This is a genomic window from Acetobacter malorum (genome assembly GCF_002153605.1).
Taxonomy (GTDB): Bacteria; Pseudomonadota; Alphaproteobacteria; order Acetobacterales; family Acetobacteraceae; genus Acetobacter; species Acetobacter malorum_A.
In genome coordinates this window covers 234,548-252,721 of record NZ_JOPG01000001.1, presented here as the reverse complement: position 1 = coordinate 252,721, position 18,174 = coordinate 234,548, and the positions used below count along the sequence as shown (strand labels likewise).

Genomic DNA, 18,174 nt, shown 5'->3' with positions numbered 1-18,174 from the left:
ATCCACATCGCCATGGGATGCCTCATGCTACGCCGAAACGCTCATCCGTGAATTTCCAAAAGGGCTCTCAGAAGGAGGGGGGGAGAAATGGTACCGCCGGAAACCAGAACTCTCTCATTTCCAGAATGTTTACGACATCTAAATCTCAGGGCACTATAGGAAATTTTAATGCAGAATTTTATTCAGGCGGCCTGAATTATTATGGCGGAATGGATGTAAATAAGTGGTCACATACAGTTTCTGATGGGACAAACTGGATTTGGGATAACATACAAGAATTATATGAAGGTCACCCGTATTATTGTAATCCTCAGGAATCAAATGTTTGTTCTGTAAAATACATGAACGAAGAAGATATATATGGCGTGGGGCCCGGTAATCCTCAGGCACAATATGATCCTACTTCTGGTAATAGAATGATGTTTTGGTTGACTACCAACCATAACATTAATTATAATTCTTCAGAGTTTTTAAGATGGTCTCCAAATGAAACCGTTTTCAGATATAGAATTATGACAAAAAAGGATGCATCTGGAAAAGAATGGATGTTCTATGGGCTAAACCAAAATTATAAGCCAAACGTAGGAACAGTTTCCGTAACGGGAAATATCTCTGGATCAACGCTGACGGTTACGCATACGACAGGCGTAATATCAGGCGATATGCGTATATGGAATGCTGATCTTCAGAAAGAAGTGGAAATTGTATCTCAAAAGACCGGTGAATCAGGAGGCGTTGGCACGTATGAGATTTCGGATCTCTCTTCAGAAACAACTAACATAAATATAAAATTATCTGATTTTATTATCGGTTATTCACCAGTTTTTGGAACTACAGGAAAAACTGAGCCTACGTATGTTTTTCAAAACGGTAAAACATTTACAGATGGAACAGTTCTTTGGACGTGTATTGGTACATGGCAATATGATCTGGAAAGTGTAATCAAAGTCGGTGGAAGTAATGATCCAGAGAACGGTTATGTTGAAAGGATCGGTACTCTCATGACAGAAGAAACAGACTATATTTATAATGCAATATTTGATTTTTCTAAAGCAGCATTTGATCCAGGAGTGACTCATGTATTCGCTAGAATGCAGAAAGACATGTACATTGATCTTACGGCAGATGGAACACAGGAGGGACAAAATAATCATCTTCTTGGCTATAATTCGAAAAATTCCTCTTTAGAATATGATGTCGGAAAAGAACCGATTTTTACACTTAGTGATGCAAATGGTATTAATACTCATGCATTGAGCCTTGATAGTAACGTTAATTTCTCTAGGAAAAAATATACAGATTTTAATAGCAAGCCATCTCTATGGATTATGGGCACAACAGATGAGCCTTCCACGGATGGTTCGAATACTGCAGGAGACTTTTTTATAAATAGATATGGAGATTCATCTACTTTGTCTGGAGTGGACTATTTGGATCAGCCGTTTTCTATAACGCGAGTGGACGGTAAAGTGCATATTAATAACGGCCTTTCTATATCGAACGGCACAGATGTGGTCGGAGGTATTAAAACCGATGCACTCTCTGTTTCTGGGTCATTTTACCTTGGTGTGATGACGAAGGATAATATTCTTGCATTGAATTCTCCTATTGAAGGGCAAAAAGTTTTTGATATTACTGATCATGAGGAGCTAACCTTCCGCTGTCCGGCTGGGACAACGTGTGGATGGTTTCCTGTTGTCTATGGGGAGCCGATCCGTCAGTAAATAGTCCTTGTTTGGGAAGTAATTACTCTCAAACGCGCTCAGAGTGTTCAAAAAATTGTCTCTCTATTACTCTACATCATCTTGCCAAATTTTCCCGGTTCAAGCTCTCACCCAGGGCCGGGACGCCGTCGTTCTGGCGCTTGACCGCTCCGTGCGCCGCACTGATGTTGATGGTCACCTGCACATCGCCCGCTGCATCCTCTCCGCCGCTACGGTCTGCCCCTATTACGGGCATGAAATTCCGGGTGCCAAAGCTCTGGGGCTAGACCCGAACACCCTCTATCAGGTCTATCGGGACCCACAGGCTCTGGCCCGCGCCGCCGCCAGTATGGCGGGCAAGCCCATCCTCATGCAGCACCAGCCCGTTTCGGCGCAGGACCACCCGAAGGAGATCACCGTCGGGGCCGTCGGCAGCGATGTCCGGTTTGACGCCCCCAACCTCATCGGCAGCCTGACAGTGTGGGACCAGTCCGCCATCGCCGCGATCGAAAGCGGCCAGCAGCGCGCCGTCTCCGCAGGCTACCGCTACCGCGCCATCCCGCAGGGCGGTGTGCAGGACGGCATGCCTTACAGCCTGACCATGACGGACATCACCTTCAACCACCTCGCCCTTGTCACCCAGCCGCGTGTGAAAACCGCCATCATTGGCGATGCCGCACCCGCGCCCCACAGGGATCATGCCTCTATGACGCACCCCACGCCTCCGCACCCCGGCCAGCCCCAGCCGGTCACTCCGCACACCACCTCCCACCCCGGCGCACCCAGTACGCCCCTGGCCAACACCACTCCAGCCCGCTCCAGCACCCAGCCCACCACACCCGGCACGGCCACTCTTGCCGGCACACCGGTCCCGGCCTCTGTGCCGACCGCGTCCGCAGGTACCGCCACGCCGCAGCCCACTCCCCCGGCTGGCGTGCCCTCCACAAGCGCCACCACACCCACCAGCGGCACACCGCCCACCACCATGGACGCCGCTCTGACACAGGCCGTGCAGCAGGCAGAAGCGGAGGTCATCCGCCGGATGGAAGCCCTCCACGCCGCGCGGGATGCAGTGCGCCCGTTTGTGGGGGATGTGGCTATGGATAGCGCCACGGCCGTCTACGGCTTCGCGCTGCGGGAGCAGGGCGTAGACCTCACAGACCTGCCGGAAGCCGCTTACAAACCGCTGTTCCAGCAGGTCGCGCGCCTGAAAACACAAACCAGCCCTCTCGGAATGGATGCAGAACAGACCGTCTCTTTTCGGGACACGTTCGGTCTTGGTCGCATTACGGTGAAAGCATAATCCATGGCATTTCAGACACAGGTTAACACCCAGCCCGTCCCCGGCCTGCCGGGTGATTTCGCCTCCCTCAATCCCACGGCCACTTTTCCGGCAGGGGAGGGCGCACTGGTCGCCGCAGCCGGAGGGTGCATCCTTGGTGCCTTCGGCTGGGTGCAGACCGATGGCCGCAGCGTCGCCAACGCGCCCGCCAGCGGCACCACCACCGCGCCGGACGGCTTCGTGCACCGGGATCTCACCGGCCAGATCGCCAGCCTGTTTGATGAAAGCAGCCTGACAATCCCGCAGGGTTTCCCGGTCAGCCTGTTCACAGCGGGGGATTTCTGGGCCACCAGCACCACCGCCGCCACACCCGGTCAGGCCGTGTTTGCGTCCACTACAAACGGCAGCATCGCCACCGCAGCAGCCGGGGCCACCGTGGCCGGCGCCGTGCAAACCCGCTTTTACGCCGCCTCAGCCTGCGCTGCGGGTGAACTTATTAAAATCTCAAGCTGGAGCCACGCTGTATGAGCGATTTCACAACACAACTGGCTGAACTGAACCGCCTCGGCTTCATCATGCCGGAAGCCCGCGGCATGATCGCCAACAGCCTGCTGGCCTCGGATGCTCTGGCGCAGGACGCCCAGCCCACGCTCTCCACCACGGCCAGCGGCGGCATCCCGGCCTTCATGAGCGCATGGGTGGACCCGGCGCTTATCAAGGTCGCCTTCGCCCCCATGCGCGCGGCCGAACTGCTGGGTGAAGTCCGCAAGGGCGACTGGGTAACCCGCACCGCCATTTTCCCGATGATTGAGACCACAGGCGAAGTGTCCAGCTATGGTGACTGGAACAGCAACGGCCAGGTCAGCCTGAACCCCACCTACCCGGACCGCCAGTCCTACCATTATCAGGTGTTCGTCTCGTGGGGGGAAATGGAGCTGGCCCTCGCCGGTCAGGGCCGCCTCCAGTGGGCCGCCAGCCTGCGGGAAGCCGCTGCGCTGAAACTGAACAAATTCCAGAACCAGACCTACTTTTTCGGCATCAACGGCCTGCGTCTGTATGGGTATCTGAACGACCCGCGCCTGCCTGCCGCCATTACCCCCGCCGTCAAAGCCGCAGGTGGCACGGGCTGGGCCGCCGCCACGCCGGAAGAACGGCAGGATGACGTCATCGCCCTCATCAACCAGCTCCGCAGCCAGACGGCCGGGCTGGTGGATACGGAAACCCCGATGGTCCTCGGCCTGTCTCCCACGCGCATGGGCCTGCTCACCCGCCGTAACAGCTTCGGCCTGTCTGCCGCCTCCCTGCTGAAAGACACATACCCTAACCTGCGTTTTGTGCAGGCCGTCGAGTATGGGGACGCCGCAGGCAGCACGGTCCAGACCATGCAGATCATGGCGGAGCATGTCGGCGCGCAGAAAACGGCGGAAACAGCCTTCACGGAAAAACTCCGCACCCACGCCGTGGTGACCGACGCTTCCGCATGGAAGCAGAAGCTCTCTCAGGGCACATGGGGCGCCATCATTTACGTCCCCGCAGGCATTGCCACCATGGCGGGCCTGTAAAACAGCGTTCTCCTCACAGTCTAGTTTTAAGGGATGCCCCGGCATGGCCACACCTTCCACCGTCACCATCGGCTGCAAACTGCCCAACGGCCTCGTTCTCTCGCTGGGGGATGCCCGGCATGAGCTGGCCGGCACCCGCGCCTCAGCCGTTATCGGCGGCTATGGCCTCACCCCCGTTCCGGCAGATTTCTGGGCTGCATGGTCCCGCAAATATGCGGAATTCCCGCCGCTGAAAAACCGCCTGATCTTCGCGCAGAGCACGCTGGATAAAGCCACCGGGCAGGCGCGGGAGCAGGCCGCCCTGCGCACCGGCGTGGAGCCTCTCAACCCCGCAACGCCAGCCCCCGGCATCACCCCGGTCTGATCCGCCAGCGGCGTTTTGGTCCCTCACGCAGTGGGCATGGTTTGCCCGCCTGTTCCTCAAGGAGCGTCCCATGCCCTCTGTGCCGTTTGATGCGCAGGCCTGGCAAACCCGCTACCCCGCGCTGTTCGCCACGGTCGGGGCAGAGGGCGCACAGGCCTGTTTCGATCAGGCCACCCTGTTCCTCGCCAACGATGATACGTCGCCCGTCAAAAACCTCCCCCGCCGCGCTGCCCTGCTGGGGCTGATTGCCGCCCATCTGGCGCAACTGGGCCTCGGCGGAGCAGCAACCCAAACCCCCGGCGCAGACCAGCCCGCACTGGTGGGTCGCATCACGTCCGCCCGCATGGGCAGCGTGGCGCTTGAGGCCGATCTGGGGCCGGTCAGCGCCGCACAGGCATGGTGGGCGCAAACCCCCTATGGCGCAGCCTACTGGGCCGCCACAGCCTTCCTGCGCACCGCCCGCTACGTGCCCGGTTTCCCGCAAACCCCTCTCTCGTGGCCCTGAGCGTACCCCGCATCATCCCGCTCCAGAATAAGGCATCGCCCTCATGCCTCGTCCTTCCGCCCCCGCCAGCCCGAACACCAGCCCGCCGTCCGCCGGAAATGCAAGTGTTAAAGCCGGATTTTTCAAAACGGCGACGGAAGCAGACGGCACACCCATCGCCGCCATAGCCGCCGTGCAGGAATTTGGTGCGGTGGTGCGGGGCAGGGAGGGGCATACCACCGTCATCCCACCCCGGCCGTTCCTGCGCCAGACCGTTGCATATCACCGCACCGCATGGGTCCGCCTGCTGGCAAACGCGCTAAAGGCCAGCCTGCGCACACCCGGCAGGGCAGGGGACACGCAACACGCTCAGCAAACCCTCGTCCAACGCCTCAGCACGCCCACACAGGCGCTCACCACAGTCGGGAAGGCCATGCAAACCGACATCACGCAAACCATCCACCAGACCCACACCCCGCCCAATGCCCCGGCTACCATCCGGCATAAAGGGTTTGATAAACCTCTGGTGGAAACAGGAACCCTGCAAAACAGTGTCAGCTTTCAGGTGGATGTATGAGCAGCCTGTTCCGCCTCGTCGCCGCACAGGTCAGCAGGTTAACGCCGCCCATCCTCGCCACCCTGCGTGCGCAGGAGGGCACCACCACACAGCCCGATGGCACGGTCATCCCGCATTATGTGGATATCCTGCTGCGCATCATGGTGCAGGCCGCGTCCAGCGCGGACCTCACACAGGTCGCGGGGCTTAACCAAAGCACAGATACCCGCGTGGTCTATCTGCCAGCAGACCTCAAAGGCATTGACCGCGCCCACCAGTTTGGCGGGGATGTTCTGGTGTTTGAAGGCTCGGAATGGCTGGTCACAGGCCAGCCCGAAACATGGGGAGGCGGCCAATGGTCGAAACTTCTGGTTACCCGACAGCGTCCGTCAGCCTGCCCCCCGTAACGGCAGCAACCACCACGGCGCTCCGGGCTTTTTTACAAACCATCCTGCCGCCAGACCTGCCCGTGCTTCTGGCCAGACAAAACCGTATGGCCGCCCCCAACGGGCCTTTTGCCCTCATGGCGCTGCTCCTGCACCAGCAGATTGCCACCAGCGCTACCCGCTACACCGCCAACACCCGGATCATCCTGCAACAGCAGGACATTGCAGTGCAGGTCAGCCTGTTCGGGGTTGGGGCTGCGGATAACGTCCAGCGCATTAGCACCGTCTTTCAAAACGGATGGGCTGCCGAATTTTTCATGGCTTTTCACCAGAACACACTGGGGCAAACGCCCCCGCCGCCGCGCATCGCCCCCCTCTACGCCGGGCCAGCCCGCCAGATCCCCTTCGTCAACGGTGAGCGGCAATATGAAGAGCACTGGCAGATCGACCTGCATCTTCAGGCCAGCTTCGCCCTCTCATTCCCGCAACCAATGGCCTCTGCCGCCCGGCTTGCGCTGGCAGATGTCACCAGTCCACAGGGTTCCCCTTCCGCATGACGCTCCCCATCAGTTCCCTTGTTACCGTCACACCGGGCGTTCTCTCTCCGGGTGGCACCGTCAGCCTGCTGAACGGCATGGTCTTTTCCACAAACACATCGCTTGCATCAGGTGTTTCCACATTCACCTCAGCGGAGGATGTTGCCACAACCTGTGGTGCTACATCCGTGGAAGCCAGCATCGCCAGCATTTATTTCTCGGCATACACCAACGCGCAGGATACGCCGGAAAAGCTCTATATTTTCCAGCTTCCCGCCACCCCGACAACGGCAGATTACGGCACCTACCTCTCCACTGCGGCCGATCAGGCAACAGACTGGGCGCCCTTCCTGTTCGCGCAGGAGCCGGAGCCCGCCGCCAAAACCCAGATCGCCACATGGCTGGCCGCTCACCCCAACCGCTACTGGGGCCTTGTGCAGGATAGTGATGCCTCCATCCTGAGCACCAATGCTGCCACCAGCTTTGGGGCGACGGTCAAAGCGGCGAATACGTCCGGCCTCACCTGCCTGTGCAATACGGATAATAATGGCGGCACACTGGCCGCAGCCCTGTGCCTTGGCTGGGCCGCGAGCGTGAATCCCAACCGCGCCAGTGGCCGCACCACCCTGATGTTCCGCAACAATGGCGGCGTCCCCCCGGCCAGCCTCACCGCCTCACAGGCACAGGCTCTGCTGGGGAACGGCTACAGCTTTTACGGGTCTTACAAAAGCACGGATTCCACATTCAGTTTTCTGAATAATGGTGCGGTCTCCGGCCCGTTTTCCTGGGCGGATAGCTACATCAACCAGATCTGGATGAACGCCAGCTTCCAGAATGACCTCATCACCCTGTTCTCCAATGCCGGGCAAATTCCCTATAACGCGGTAGGGGATTCCCTGATCGCCACATCCGTGCAGGGCACGATTGATACCGCCCTGTCCTTCGGGGCCATTCAGCCCAACGTCACCCTGTCGGACGCACAGAAGCAGGCCGTCAATGCGGATGCCGGGCGCAGTATTGATACCGTCCTCTCCACCCGCGGCTGGTATCTGCAGCCCGGTGCGTCCACCGCGTCTGCTGCCGTCCGGGCTGCACGCGGCACGGTGCAGGGGCGGTTTTTCTATATGGATGGTCAGTCCGTCCAGTCCATCGCCCTGGCCTCTGTCGAAGCCCAGTAAGAAACCCCGCAAGGAGGCCAGACCCCATGTCCGATTATGACATTACAGCCGCAAATTCCGTCTACACCATCACCGTGCCCGGGCTGTATAACGCCCCCATCACGCTGGAAAACTATGCTGCCGACCGTGCGTTTGAAACCGAAGCGCGTGAACTGGCCGAAACCGCCATGAGCATTGACGGCTACCTGAACGCCGGCTGGATCCCCAACCCCGTCACCCAGACCATCGCACTGGCCGCGAGTAGTGAAAGTGCGTTGATTTTTGAGGCCATTGTCATGGCGCAGGACGCCCGGCGCGGCCTGTATCGCATGGGTGCGGAAATTCAGATCCCGGCCATCGGGCGCAAATATACCATGGTGCGTGGCCTGCTGCGCTCCATTGTCGGCGTGCCGACTGCGGGCCGGGTGCTGGAAGCCCGTCATTTTGAAATCACGTGGGAGCGGGTCCTCCCCGCCGCCATCTGACCCGCTTCAGGACGCCTCGCATGAAAACTCTTGACTATACGCACAGCAAAGCTGGAGCCGATCACGGCAAACGGTTTGTCTTAACGCGCATGGATGCCTTTTCGGCTGATAAATGGGCGCGGCACATCCTTCAGGCCGCCATTCGGGGCGGGGCGCGGATCGGGGCGGATCTGGCAGAAGCCGGTGTTGCGGGGCTGGCCGGTCTGGGCATCGAAATCTTCGGTTTTATGGAAGAAAGCGAGCTGGACCGTGCGCTGGACCGCCTGATGCAGTGCGTCGCCCTGCGGCCAGACCCGGCCCACCCGGATACAACACGCGCCGTCATCGCCACAGACTTTGAGGAACCGGACACCCTCGGCCTCGTCCGTGCAGAAGCCTTCCGTCTGCATGTGGGTTTTTTGCTGGCCGCCGTACACCAGCTTTTCCCCGTGGTGGCGGCCTTGCTGGGAGACGCCGCGCAGGAGAGACCCAGCCAGCCCGCTGCGTAAATGTCTCGCCGGCTCTGGCGGCGGTCATCACCGCAGGTCTCGCCACCCTGCACGAGCTAAAAACGCTTTATGACAGTGAAGATCTTTACGATCTTCTGGAAATCCTGTCCGTCAGAAACTGGAACGCCGCGCATGTCGGAAATGCTGATTGATGAACTGGTCGTCCGGCTGGGGCTGGACACCACCTCTCTGCAAAACGAGGCAAAGCAGACCACCCAGCTTCTGGACAAACTCCGCCAGAGCGCGGAGCAGACAGCCGCCAGCACCCGGCAGGCCAGCACGCAGGCCACGTCCGCTCTCGCACGGATGCGCGGGGAGGCGGTGAGCCTGCTGGCTATCCTCAGCGGTGGCCGCGGCCTCAACCGCCTGCTGGCAGACCTTTCTACCTCCGCCGGACAAACCGCGCCCCGTCCGGTCCGCAAAGCCTTAGCCTCAGCCCCGCCATCCTCCAATCAGGCCACCCAAGCAACCCGTGTCCTCCCTGCGGACAGAAACCCCCTTGCACAGACAACTGTTTCTCCAATCTTGAAGCAGAGCGCCTCCACGCATGCCTCCCGCTTCAGTCAATTCGTGACATCCACCAGCAGGCCCACCAACGCATCCTTTGGCCCGTCCAGCTTCTCTGGTCTGGACGCCCTGCGCACGGATGTCTCTTCAGGGTTCAGCGCTTCATCTCGCGCACAGGCTGCGGCCTTCCCGCCATCATCAACCAATCTGCGCACCACAAAGATTTTTTCCAACACACCCTTTTTGTTGCGCAGGGAACCAGCGCAGGACAGGCTCTCTCACCGCACTCGCCTGAGCACCTCGACCGCCACCCAACGCGCGCCGTACGCCCCCGTCCAGCCCGCGTCAACGCTCCGCAATAGTGCCCCGGAAAACCCACTCCTGCGACCGTTCTCCCGTTCATCTACAGAACAGAAGACCCGCGCAAAACCACGCCATACACAGTCCTTTTCTGCACCAGAAACAAACAACGTATCGCCCGTCGGCTCATCGCCTTCCGGCTCCCGCACACAGACAGAACACACAGTCTCCACAGCCCTAACCCGGCTCATCACCCAAACCGCCCACCGTGTTGCAAAAAGCCCGACGCCCCATCGGACCCCGTTGCGCGACAGCCGTCACGCGCTCCCTCCACCCGCAGGTCCACGCGCTTCCCGCAGCAGTCTCAAATCGCCTCAGACCGGACCCACCGTCGGATATCCTCCCACGAGCAGCCTCAACCGCCGCACATCCGGGCTTGCATCCAACTCCGTCCCCACAGGGCACGCCCCGTTCCGGGCCTCTCACACGGACGCACTCACGGTCCAGACCCGCACGCTCTCCCGCGCCCTCGCCACGCTGCATGCTCATGCAGGCCGGGCACTGGCGGTGCAGCCCTATCTGCCCGGCTCTCCGTTGTTGCATGCCGCAGGGGGGCAGAGCGCACCACATCTGGCGAGTGCATCCCGTCCCACAACCACCACCCATATCGGCCCGGTTACCATCACCGTCCCGTCCGGAAATCCGCAGGCCATCGCGCAGGCTTTGCAGGGGCTGGGGGGAGGGGACAGTCATACCCTCACCAGCCTCGCCACCATCGGCACGGTCTGAAAACACCCTGAAAACAGAACAGTTTTAAAAGGAGCGTTCCCATGCCCATGGTGCCCGTCACCCTGCCTTCGGTGTGGGATATTCCCGTTGCCGCCGGCGTGCCTGCTCTGTTGGGCCAGTCTGTTTCAGCCGGTGTGCGGGCCGCAGCGTCCGTCAGTCTCGGCACAGTGCTGGATGATCTGATGATCAGTCAGGCCGCAGGTCAGTGGGGCATTTTCACCTCCACCGGCACCTGCGTGCTGTCCGCTGCCCGTGTCATGTCAGTCTCTGCAGAAAGTAGCAGCCCGATTGCCACCGCCCCATTGGAAGACGGCGCGTTTCTCTCCTACAGCAAAGTGCAGACACCCCGGCAGCATCGCGTGCTGATGGTGTGCGATGGCTCGGAAACCGGCCTGTCCGGCACGGAAGCGACCCTCTTTTCCGGTCTGGACCTCACACGCCTTGCAGGTATAGAAGCCCTTTATGTGCGCAAGACATTTTTCAATACGCTTGCCGCGCTGGAAGCAGATCTGTCTCTGTACGCCGTCATCACGCCGGAACGTAAATACAGCAATGTCAGCATTACCGGCCACCGCTGGGTGCGAGACGCCCGCCACGGCATCACCATGCCTGTGGTGGAAATCACCTTGCAGGAAGTGCGGCTGACCGGCACGCAAAGTTTCACTCAGACGCAGGCCCCGCAGGGCAGCCGAACAGTCTGCACCGGGCTGGTCTCCGCTCAGTCCCTGCAAACATCCGCCTCCTCCCTCACCCCAGCATCGGGCACAAGCCAGACCAGCACACTGGATGCTACCAGCCTCCTCAGCAACGCCCTTTAAACGCCTGCTCACCACGCAGCAGCCTGCGCGGGCAGGGACACCGACGGGTCAGGTTCTCTCTGGTCTTTCGGAGCTATCCTCTTTATCTCTTAAGGTTCCGTATTCCTTTTTTGATTTACCCATCCAGATCATGAAACATTTTCCAAAAACCACCCGGCCAGCGCATCCTAAAAAAACCACGCACATAAAAGGCCTGCGTGTGCCACTCTGGACACAGTGTCTGGCCGCCGTCTCTGTCTGCCTTCTGGCATCAGGATGTGTGGATGATCATGGCAGAGGGGACATGCACGCCGCTGTTTCCGAGTGTTTTTTTAAATACCCCTTTGCAAAAGGGACAGCCTATCAGCGGTTCAACTGCATCTATCAGGCCCATGCCCATTATGGGCCGGAGGCCATGGGCGCGCAGTACAGCCTGCGTTTGCAAGTCGACCTGGCGTCACTGAAGGTTGGGCAGGACGTGGATTCCGGCACGTTAACGCCGGAAGAGGGCAAGACAACCCTGCGGTGGGTGACGGATAAAGCCTATGCGCAGGCCTCCCAGTTGCAGGCATGGCTTGCGGCACACCCACAAAGAAACTGATAACCCCTATAAAGAAAAAGAGGGAATGTCGCCTGAGCAACAGTCCCCCTCCCACGGCATAAGCCAGAAATTTTTAAATCTGTGTTTTACTGGGCCCGCGGCACAATGGCGGGCTGTGCGGAGTTTTTGTCTGTATTCAGCACAGCATTCCCGGACTGTTTGGAGTAGGTCGCAGATGTAGACTGCTGCGGCGTACGGGGCGGATGGAAAGCGGAAACCCCAAGAATACCACCGGCAGAACGCTGCATCGTGCCTTCCGGCTGGCGCGCACATCCACGGGTAATAATGGAACAGACGCCGTCCGTGCCAATCATTTCATCATCATTGCCGGTATAATGCACGTCGGACACGCGGTCATTATCCAGACGGATCACAGCAGTACAGCCCGTGCCGCCACCCCCGCCCAGCACGTTGATGAGGGTGGAAATATCTCCAACCGGAATAAGGGTAGACCCGCCATAGCTTGGCGCGGGCTGCGTGCCGGAATAGACGAAGATCTGCGTCGTATCATTAATCTGTTTGGTGGAGGCGGGGAGGCCAGCACAGGCCTGCAGATCGTAGGAGGTCATCCCGATCATCGTGACTTGTGCTTTATGAGCAGCGCGTGAATCAAAATAACCACAACCGCTTAAGCTGACAGAGAGTGAGGCGACCGCAAACAAACCCAAAAGACGACACTTCATTTTTTCGACTATCCTCACACCACGTCCAAAATACTTATACCAAACCGTAGAGAGCTATTACTATACTGTGTTCTTTCTCTGCAATGCAAGAGATCTGAAAATTCGTAAAATATTTCTTTTCTGACAAATATCTTTCTATCGCCTTAATATCCTGATTGCATTGTCAATTCTATATCATTTCGATTATGATGAAAAGTGTTTCTCTCTAGTCTTGCCTTTTCCTCCCCATCATACGCTATTATCATGGGGTTGTTTAATTGTACTGTCTGAGACCCTCGGTCATCCTGCAAAACGGTCCCTGCGGTCAAAGGAGAATTTGCTGATCATGTTGCTTCCGTCCCGTCATCAGGTGCTGGCCTGCTCCTCTCTCGTCGTCTCGCTTTTCGCGCTGAGCGCCTGCATGAACCCCGGTCAGCCGCCCGCACCGCCGTTGCCTGCGCTGGCAAAACCCACTCCCTTTACGGCGGCGGATACAAGCTTTGCCACAAAGCTCAATGATGTAGAGCTGACCCACATTGCGCTGGCAAACCTTGCCAAAACCCATGCGGCCCGCAGCGATATCGCGCAGCTCAGCCCGACAATCGTCAAAGACCTGACAGACAACCATGATAAGCTGACAGCGCTGGCCACCACCGGCACGGCAACGCTGGCTGCAAAACCTTCTGCACAGAGCCAGAAGATTATTGATCAGATGCAGCGCCTGCACGGTGCAGCGTTTGACAGAAGCTACGCACGCTATCTGGCAAGCAACACAAAAACGACCAGCCTGTTTATTGATGCCAGCAACGCCACTTCTACAAACGCGGATCTGGTAAAGCTCGCAACCGACCTCAAAACCAAACTCCTCGGTTACGAAGCTCAGGTTAAATAAAGCCGCTTTAAAAGACCGTCTCCCCCAACCCGGATGAGATGTCTTTTCTGACCCTGTGGCTCCCGGCCGACCACGCCCGGAGCCACAGACCGTCTGCACACCCCCTAAATTCTCCCCTCATTGCGCATAATCTCTCCTCTGTTGTTTCAACAGGGGTGCCTGTGGAGATGATTGCAAAAGAGTAGAAAAGAGCAGCTTTCTTTCAGAAGTTGGAAGCTCTCAGCTCGCGCCTGTGCGTCATCATACACATCCGCTCTAACTCTCCCTGAAATCACCAGAAGTCAGATATCGGCTTACAAAAATCTGATTTTCCAAAAACAAAAATCTCCCTCCACGCCCGCACAACCGGAGTGGCTTCCTTATGTCCACAGCCCTACTGCAATCGTCGCTTTCCCCCACCACCACAGCCTCTCTGCTCACGGTGCCGCTAACCGCCGTCCCGGCGCAGACGCTGAAAGTCTCGTTGTCCGGAACCCTGATCCAGATCACCCTGCGCCAGCGCAGCACTGGCCTGTATGCGGATTTTGACGCCAACAGCACGCGTTTTCTTTCCGGCGTGCTGTGTCAGGACCGCACATGGCTGGTGCGGGATGCCGCCATCGGCCTGCCCGGAGACTTTCTGTTTGCTGATACACAAGGTCAGCAAAACCCGGACACCACCGCCCTTGGCTCCCGCTTCCTCCTCCTCTACCGCCCCGGCTGGCCTTCCTGACGAGGCCCATCCCCCAGCCCTGATCCTCCGCTGTCCTTCATTCCGGAAACTCCCGCACCATGTCGCAAACAACGCTCCAGAACCGCGCCGTGGATGTGACATTCCGGCTGCTCTCACAGGCGTTCGGCCCTAATGGGGAGGACACAGTCACGCTTTCCGGCCTGCGCGTGCATGCCGAGGTGACACAGGCCCGCTTCCCCACGGCAGAAAGTGCGACGGTGCGGATTGAAGGCATGACCCCGGATGTCATGAACCGCCTGAGCATGGCCGCCCCGGACCCCACACGCCAGAGTGCGAGTGAACTCATCCTCACAACGCAGGACGGGGCAGGGGGCAGCGCCCTTATTTTTCAGGGCGGTGTGACGCTGGCCTATGTGGATTATACCAACGCTCCCAATGTCGCCTTTGTAGCACAAGCATTTTCTACAGTTTTGCCAAACGCCATGACGGCCACCCCCACCGGCTACCGCGGCGCAGTCTCCACCGGGCAGGTGCTCGCCACCATTGCCAGCAAGGCCGGGCTGACCCTGCATAATCAGGGCGTCACTACCTTGCTGCATGACCCGTACTTCCACGGCAGCCCCGGCCAGCAACTCAGCCAGTGTCTGGAAACCGTGCCCCTGTGCGCCGGTCTGGGGCGCGGCCAGCTTTCGGTCTGGCCAGCGACGGTTTCCGCCACACAAGCCCTGTCGGTCTCCGCAGAAACCGGGCTGATCGGCTACCCGGCCTGGTCCGCTGGTGGGCTGGCTTTGCGGATGCTGTTCAATCCCCTTGTCAGCTTTAACAGCCTGATCGCCCTGCACAGCCGCTACCAGCCCGCCGGATGGGGGCAGCAGAACGGCCCGGTGCCTGTCGGGTTGTGGGGCGCCTCTCAGGTGCGCCACACCCTGCAAACAGAAACACCCCACGGCGCATGGTTTACGGACATCGTGGCGCAGGCCTATCGGGAACCCACAGCATGACCCAGCCCAACACCGACGCACAAAGCGCACCGCAGGCTCCCGCCAGCGGCTACCCCATTTTCAACCGGGCCGATGCCGCAGCATCAGACTTCAATGCTCTGAGCACTGTCATCGCCCGTCTGCTGTCCGGCCGCCGCACCATTGTGCCTGTGCAGGTCAAGGCTGTTTCCGGGGCCGGGCTCAACCCGGTTGGCACGGTGGATGTGCAGCCTATGGTGCATCAGCAGGACGCCTCTGGTAGCGTCATGCCGCACGGCGTGTTGTATAATGTGCCGTATTTCAGGCTACAGGGCGGAAGCCGCGCCGTTATTCTGGACCCAATGGAAGGGGATATCGGCCTCGCCCTTATAGCGGACCGCGATATCTTCAACGTCAAAACCGCCCGCGCCAGCGCTGCCCCCGGCTCGTTCAGGCAGCAGAACATGGCGGACGCCCTCTATATCGGCGGCTTCCTCAACGGCACGCCACAGGAGTATCTCTGGTTCAGTGAAAACGGCATTACGCTGAAAACGTCTGGCACCTTCAGTATTGACGCCCAGACGACCCACATTACCGGCCCCGTCTCCATAGAGGGCAGCCTCACCGTTTCGCAGGACGCCACCGCCAATGGCATCTCTCTTACCCAACACACCCACCCCGGCGTGCAACCTGGTGCCGGGACCACCGGCACCCCGCAGGGTTAACCGCAGCACGCACCGCATAAAAAAACGCGACCACAGGCAAAACCATGGTCGCGTTTCTTATCGTGTTTACTGCGCAGTCTCAGTGTTCAGACGTCACTGCCGCGTGTGGCACCTTACACCGCATGCACAGAGGCTTCACGCGGCCAGAAGCGCAGGTCGCGGCAGGTTTTGATGAACCCTTCCGCATCCTTACCGGCTTTTAGCGCAATCACGCCATCATCGACGGCGTCATCCACCACACCGGCGCGCTTTAGCAGCGGCAGGGCTGCGGGAGCGTAGCCAATAAACTTGGCGTGGGCATAAGCATCCGTCACAAAATCCCGTGCATCGGAATCCTGCGCAAGCTGCTTCGCGCCCTCTTCGGACGGCAGCAGAACCACCGCATCAAACAGCACGGACGGACCACCCGGCACGCGCTGGGCCGCAGGCACATGCTTGCCGTCAGAGGTTGTAATCCCGCCAATCTGCGGGGCGACAATCTCGACCTCAGCCCTTTCGGCCTTGGCTGCTTTCTGCAGAGCTTCCAGCACGGCTCCGTCGGCACCATTGGTGGCCAGCACGCCAATCTTGCGACCCGCAAAGCTCTTGGGCCCATTTTTCAGAATGCTCAGAGCCGGTGAGGGCGGCAGATCCACCACAGCCCGTGCAGGCGGTGCGGCATCCGGCAGTTTTTCCAGACCCAGACCTTCCGCCACAGCTTTGGCCAGACCCGTATCAATGTTCAGCAAGTGCGAGACAACGCGGCTGCGAATAGCCGGGGTTTCCACCTTGCTGAGTTCAAAGGTGATGGCCATCTGGATATGCGTCTGCTCGACTTCGGTCTGGCTTTTGTAAAACTGACGCGCCTGACTGTAATGGTCCGCAAACTTCTCCGAACGCACCCGTTCCTTCAGGCCGCTGACCTCAGAGGGGAATGTCTTAAACCCCGTCTGCGGGTTTTCACGCGGGCCACCGGCTTCACCACCCCAGGAGTTCGGCTCGTAATTTGCACGCCCCTTCGGGTTGTGCATGGCCATGTGCCCATCCTGCTGGAGGGTATGGAAGGGGCATTTGGGCGCATTGATGGGGATATGCGTAAAGTTCGGCCCACCCAGACGCTTCAGCTGCGTGTCCAGATAGGAGAAGTTACGGCCCTGTAGCAGCGGATCATTAGTAAAATCAATGCCCGGCACAATATTCTGGGTGCAGAACGCCACCTGCTCGGTTTCCGCAAAGAAGTTGTCCACCATGCGGTCCAGCACCAGACGTCCCACCGGCTGCACCGGTAGCAGTTCTTCGGGGATCAGCTTGGTCGCGTCGAGAATGTCAAAGTCGAACTTGTCGGCAAATTCATCGTCAAACAGCTGAACACCCAGCTCCCATTCCGGGAAATCCCCGGCCTGAATGGCGTTCCACAAATCCCGACGATGAAAATCCGGGTCCGCCCCGCTGATTTTCAGCGCCTCGTTCCACACGACGGACTGCACGCCCATTTTCGGCTTCCAGTGGAATTTGGCGTAGGTGGACTGGCCCGCTTTATTCACAAAGCGGAAAGTATGCACACCAAACCCTTCCATAAAGCGGAAGGAGCGGGGGATGCCACGGTCGGACATCACCCACATGATCATGTTCATGCTTTCCGGGGTGAGGGAGATAAAGTCCCAGAAGTTATCGTGCGCGGACTGCGCCTGCGGAAAGGCCCGGTCCGGCTCTTCCTTCACCGCATGCACCATGTCCGGAAACTTGATGGCATCCTGAATGAAGAACACCGGGATATTATTGCCCACAATGTCCCAGTTGCCTTCCTTGGTGTAAAGCTTGACGGCAAAGCCGCGCGCATCACGCGCAAGGTCGGTAGAGCCCTTGCTGCCCGCCACGGTGGAGAACCGCACAAAAGCCGGAACCCGCTCACCCTCACGCTGCAACACGTCGGCGCTGGTGATGTTGGAAAGGGAATGTGTCAGTTCAAAAAAACCATGTGCCCCGTAGCCACGGGCATGGACTACGCGCTCGGGGATGCGCTCATGGTCGAAGTGGAAAATCTTTTCGCGGAAGTGGAAATCTTCCATCAGGCTCGGGCCGCGCGCACCTGCTTTTAATGTGTTCTGGTCGTCAGAGACCGGAACGCCCTGCTGGGTTGTCAGGGTGGGAACATCACCGCCTGCGGTCTGGTGGGTTTCCCCGCCTGTGCCGCGCTGTACGGTTTCTTCCCCCAGTTTTACGGTGGTCTTGTCTGTATGGGCTGATTTGGCGCTCATGATGGTGTGCCTTTGCCTGCTGAAATAAA

21 protein-coding genes are annotated in these 18,174 nt (G+C 58.9%); 19 read left to right on the top strand and 2 right to left on the bottom strand.

Annotated elements, in window-relative coordinates; translation table 11 throughout:
- The 15 genes from HK23_RS14170 to HK23_RS01060 all read left to right on the top strand — a co-directional run.
- On the top strand, positions 1-1,724 hold a 1,724-nt coding region (locus HK23_RS14170), incomplete at its 5' end, for a hypothetical protein (RefSeq protein WP_218777683.1).
- A 151-nt stretch (positions 1,725-1,875) separates the two neighbouring features.
- Positions 1,876-3,006: a DUF2213 domain-containing protein gene (locus HK23_RS01125; RefSeq protein WP_256940002.1), complete on the top strand. Its 1,131-nt coding sequence runs from the start codon at positions 1,876-1,878 to the stop codon at positions 3,004-3,006.
- A gap of 3 nt (positions 3,007-3,009) precedes the next feature.
- A complete protein-coding gene (locus HK23_RS01120) occupies positions 3,010-3,513 on the top strand; it encodes a structural cement protein Gp24 (RefSeq protein WP_086652552.1) in 504 nt (167 codons plus the stop codon).
- The gene (locus tag HK23_RS01115) at positions 3,510-4,547 is read left to right on the top strand and encodes a major capsid family protein (protein ID WP_086652551.1); all 1,038 of its coding nucleotides are present in this window, start codon (positions 3,510-3,512) and stop codon (positions 4,545-4,547) included. The genes HK23_RS01120 and HK23_RS01115 overlap by 4 nt, the downstream gene beginning before the upstream one ends.
- Positions 4,548-4,590: 43 nt before the next feature.
- A complete protein-coding gene (locus tag HK23_RS01110; protein ID WP_086652550.1) occupies positions 4,591-4,911 on the top strand; it encodes a hypothetical protein in 321 nt (106 codons plus the stop codon).
- 70 nt (positions 4,912-4,981) lie between these two features.
- Positions 4,982-5,416: a DUF4054 domain-containing protein gene (locus HK23_RS01105; RefSeq protein WP_086652549.1), complete on the top strand. Its 435-nt coding sequence runs from the start codon at positions 4,982-4,984 to the stop codon at positions 5,414-5,416.
- A 43-nt stretch (positions 5,417-5,459) separates the two neighbouring features.
- Complete coding sequence (locus tag HK23_RS01100) at positions 5,460-5,972, top strand: hypothetical protein (protein WP_086652548.1); 513 nt, start codon at positions 5,460-5,462, stop codon at positions 5,970-5,972.
- A complete protein-coding gene (locus HK23_RS01095) occupies positions 5,969-6,358 on the top strand; it encodes a hypothetical protein (RefSeq protein ID WP_086652547.1) in 390 nt (129 codons plus the stop codon). Before HK23_RS01100 ends, HK23_RS01095 begins: the two co-directional genes overlap by 4 nt.
- Positions 6,307-6,894 carry a phage neck terminator protein gene (locus tag HK23_RS01090; RefSeq protein ID WP_143217458.1) on the top strand — a complete coding sequence of 196 codons (588 nt, stop codon included), beginning with the start codon at positions 6,307-6,309 and terminating at the stop codon, positions 6,892-6,894. Before HK23_RS01095 ends, HK23_RS01090 begins: the two co-directional genes overlap by 52 nt.
- A complete protein-coding gene (locus HK23_RS01085) occupies positions 6,891-8,051 on the top strand; it encodes a DUF3383 family protein (RefSeq protein WP_086652545.1) in 1,161 nt (386 codons plus the stop codon). The genes HK23_RS01090 and HK23_RS01085 overlap by 4 nt, the downstream gene beginning before the upstream one ends.
- A gap of 26 nt (positions 8,052-8,077) precedes the next feature.
- The gene (locus HK23_RS01080; RefSeq protein WP_063907811.1) at positions 8,078-8,515 is read left to right on the top strand and encodes a phage tail fiber protein; all 438 of its coding nucleotides are present in this window, start codon (positions 8,078-8,080) and stop codon (positions 8,513-8,515) included.
- A gap of 20 nt (positions 8,516-8,535) precedes the next feature.
- Positions 8,536-9,003: a hypothetical protein gene (locus tag HK23_RS01075; RefSeq protein WP_086652544.1), complete on the top strand. Its 468-nt coding sequence runs from the start codon at positions 8,536-8,538 to the stop codon at positions 9,001-9,003.
- A 132-nt stretch (positions 9,004-9,135) separates the two neighbouring features.
- Positions 9,136-10,599, top strand: coding sequence for a hypothetical protein (locus HK23_RS01070; protein ID WP_143217457.1), 1,464 nt, complete (start codon positions 9,136-9,138; stop codon positions 10,597-10,599).
- Between the two features lie 41 nt (positions 10,600-10,640).
- Complete coding sequence (locus HK23_RS01065) at positions 10,641-11,417, top strand: phage baseplate protein (protein WP_086652542.1); 777 nt, start codon at positions 10,641-10,643, stop codon at positions 11,415-11,417.
- Positions 11,418-11,616: 199 nt separating this feature from the next.
- On the top strand, positions 11,617-11,997 hold the full coding sequence (locus HK23_RS01060; RefSeq protein ID WP_256940001.1) for a hypothetical protein: 381 nt from the start codon (positions 11,617-11,619) through the stop codon (positions 11,995-11,997).
- 86 nt (positions 11,998-12,083) lie between these two features.
- Here the strand turns inward: HK23_RS01060 and HK23_RS01055 are convergent, their stop codons facing one another.
- The gene (locus HK23_RS01055; protein ID WP_086652541.1) at positions 12,084-12,575 is read right to left on the bottom strand and encodes a hypothetical protein; all 492 of its coding nucleotides are present in this window, start codon (positions 12,573-12,575) and stop codon (positions 12,084-12,086) included.
- 430 nt (positions 12,576-13,005) lie between these two features.
- On the opposite strand from HK23_RS01055, the gene HK23_RS01050 reads away from it, so the two are divergent.
- The 4 genes from HK23_RS01050 (at position 13,006) to HK23_RS01035 (ending at position 15,908) form a co-directional block, all read left to right on the top strand.
- Entirely contained in the window at positions 13,006-13,551 is a 546-nt protein-coding gene (locus HK23_RS01050) for a DUF4142 domain-containing protein (RefSeq protein WP_086652540.1), read from the top strand.
- A gap of 361 nt (positions 13,552-13,912) precedes the next feature.
- Positions 13,913-14,263, top strand: coding sequence for a phage baseplate plug family protein (locus tag HK23_RS01045; RefSeq protein WP_086652539.1), 351 nt, complete (start codon positions 13,913-13,915; stop codon positions 14,261-14,263).
- 59 nt (positions 14,264-14,322) lie between these two features.
- Entirely contained in the window at positions 14,323-15,225 is a 903-nt protein-coding gene (locus HK23_RS01040) for a baseplate hub protein (protein ID WP_086652538.1), read from the top strand.
- Positions 15,222-15,908: a Gp138 family membrane-puncturing spike protein gene (locus tag HK23_RS01035; RefSeq protein WP_086652537.1), complete on the top strand. Its 687-nt coding sequence runs from the start codon at positions 15,222-15,224 to the stop codon at positions 15,906-15,908. The genes HK23_RS01040 and HK23_RS01035 overlap by 4 nt, the downstream gene beginning before the upstream one ends.
- 113 nt (positions 15,909-16,021) lie before the next feature.
- Here the strand turns inward: HK23_RS01035 and HK23_RS01030 are convergent, their stop codons facing one another.
- The gene (locus tag HK23_RS01030; RefSeq protein WP_086652536.1) at positions 16,022-18,145 is read right to left on the bottom strand and encodes a catalase; all 2,124 of its coding nucleotides are present in this window, start codon (positions 18,143-18,145) and stop codon (positions 16,022-16,024) included.
- Between the last annotated feature and the right edge of the window lie 29 nt (positions 18,146-18,174).

Bases quoted from the DNA above. Each gene is read 5' to 3' on its own strand.
- HK23_RS01120 (WP_086652552.1), top strand. From the start codon at position 3,010: ATGGCATTTCAGACACAGGTTAACACCCAGCCCGTCCCCGGCCTGCCG.
- HK23_RS01115 (WP_086652551.1), top strand. From the start codon at position 3,510: ATGAGCGATTTCACAACACAACTGGCTGAACTGAACCGCCTCGGCTTC.
- HK23_RS01110 (WP_086652550.1), top strand. From the start codon at position 4,591: ATGGCCACACCTTCCACCGTCACCATCGGCTGCAAACTGCCCAACGGC.
- HK23_RS01105 (WP_086652549.1), top strand. From the start codon at position 4,982: ATGCCCTCTGTGCCGTTTGATGCGCAGGCCTGGCAAACCCGCTACCCC.
- HK23_RS01100 (WP_086652548.1), top strand. From the start codon at position 5,460: ATGCCTCGTCCTTCCGCCCCCGCCAGCCCGAACACCAGCCCGCCGTCC.
- HK23_RS01095 (WP_086652547.1), top strand. From the start codon at position 5,969: ATGAGCAGCCTGTTCCGCCTCGTCGCCGCACAGGTCAGCAGGTTAACG.
- HK23_RS01090 (WP_143217458.1), top strand. From the start codon at position 6,307: ATGGTCGAAACTTCTGGTTACCCGACAGCGTCCGTCAGCCTGCCCCCC.
- HK23_RS01085 (WP_086652545.1), top strand. From the start codon at position 6,891: ATGACGCTCCCCATCAGTTCCCTTGTTACCGTCACACCGGGCGTTCTC.
- HK23_RS01080 (WP_063907811.1), top strand. From the start codon at position 8,078: ATGTCCGATTATGACATTACAGCCGCAAATTCCGTCTACACCATCACC.
- HK23_RS01075 (WP_086652544.1), top strand. From the start codon at position 8,536: ATGAAAACTCTTGACTATACGCACAGCAAAGCTGGAGCCGATCACGGC.
- HK23_RS01070 (WP_143217457.1), top strand. From the start codon at position 9,136: ATGTCGGAAATGCTGATTGATGAACTGGTCGTCCGGCTGGGGCTGGAC.
- HK23_RS01065 (WP_086652542.1), top strand. From the start codon at position 10,641: ATGCCCATGGTGCCCGTCACCCTGCCTTCGGTGTGGGATATTCCCGTT.
- HK23_RS01055 (WP_086652541.1), bottom strand. From the start codon at position 12,575: ATGATCGGGATGACCTCCTACGATCTGCAGGCCTGTGCTGGCCTCCCC.
- HK23_RS01050 (WP_086652540.1), top strand. From the start codon at position 13,006: ATGTTGCTTCCGTCCCGTCATCAGGTGCTGGCCTGCTCCTCTCTCGTC.
- HK23_RS01045 (WP_086652539.1), top strand. From the start codon at position 13,913: ATGTCCACAGCCCTACTGCAATCGTCGCTTTCCCCCACCACCACAGCC.
- HK23_RS01040 (WP_086652538.1), top strand. From the start codon at position 14,323: ATGTCGCAAACAACGCTCCAGAACCGCGCCGTGGATGTGACATTCCGG.
- HK23_RS01035 (WP_086652537.1), top strand. From the start codon at position 15,222: ATGACCCAGCCCAACACCGACGCACAAAGCGCACCGCAGGCTCCCGCC.
- HK23_RS01030 (WP_086652536.1), bottom strand. From the start codon at position 18,145: ATGAGCGCCAAATCAGCCCATACAGACAAGACCACCGTAAAACTGGGG.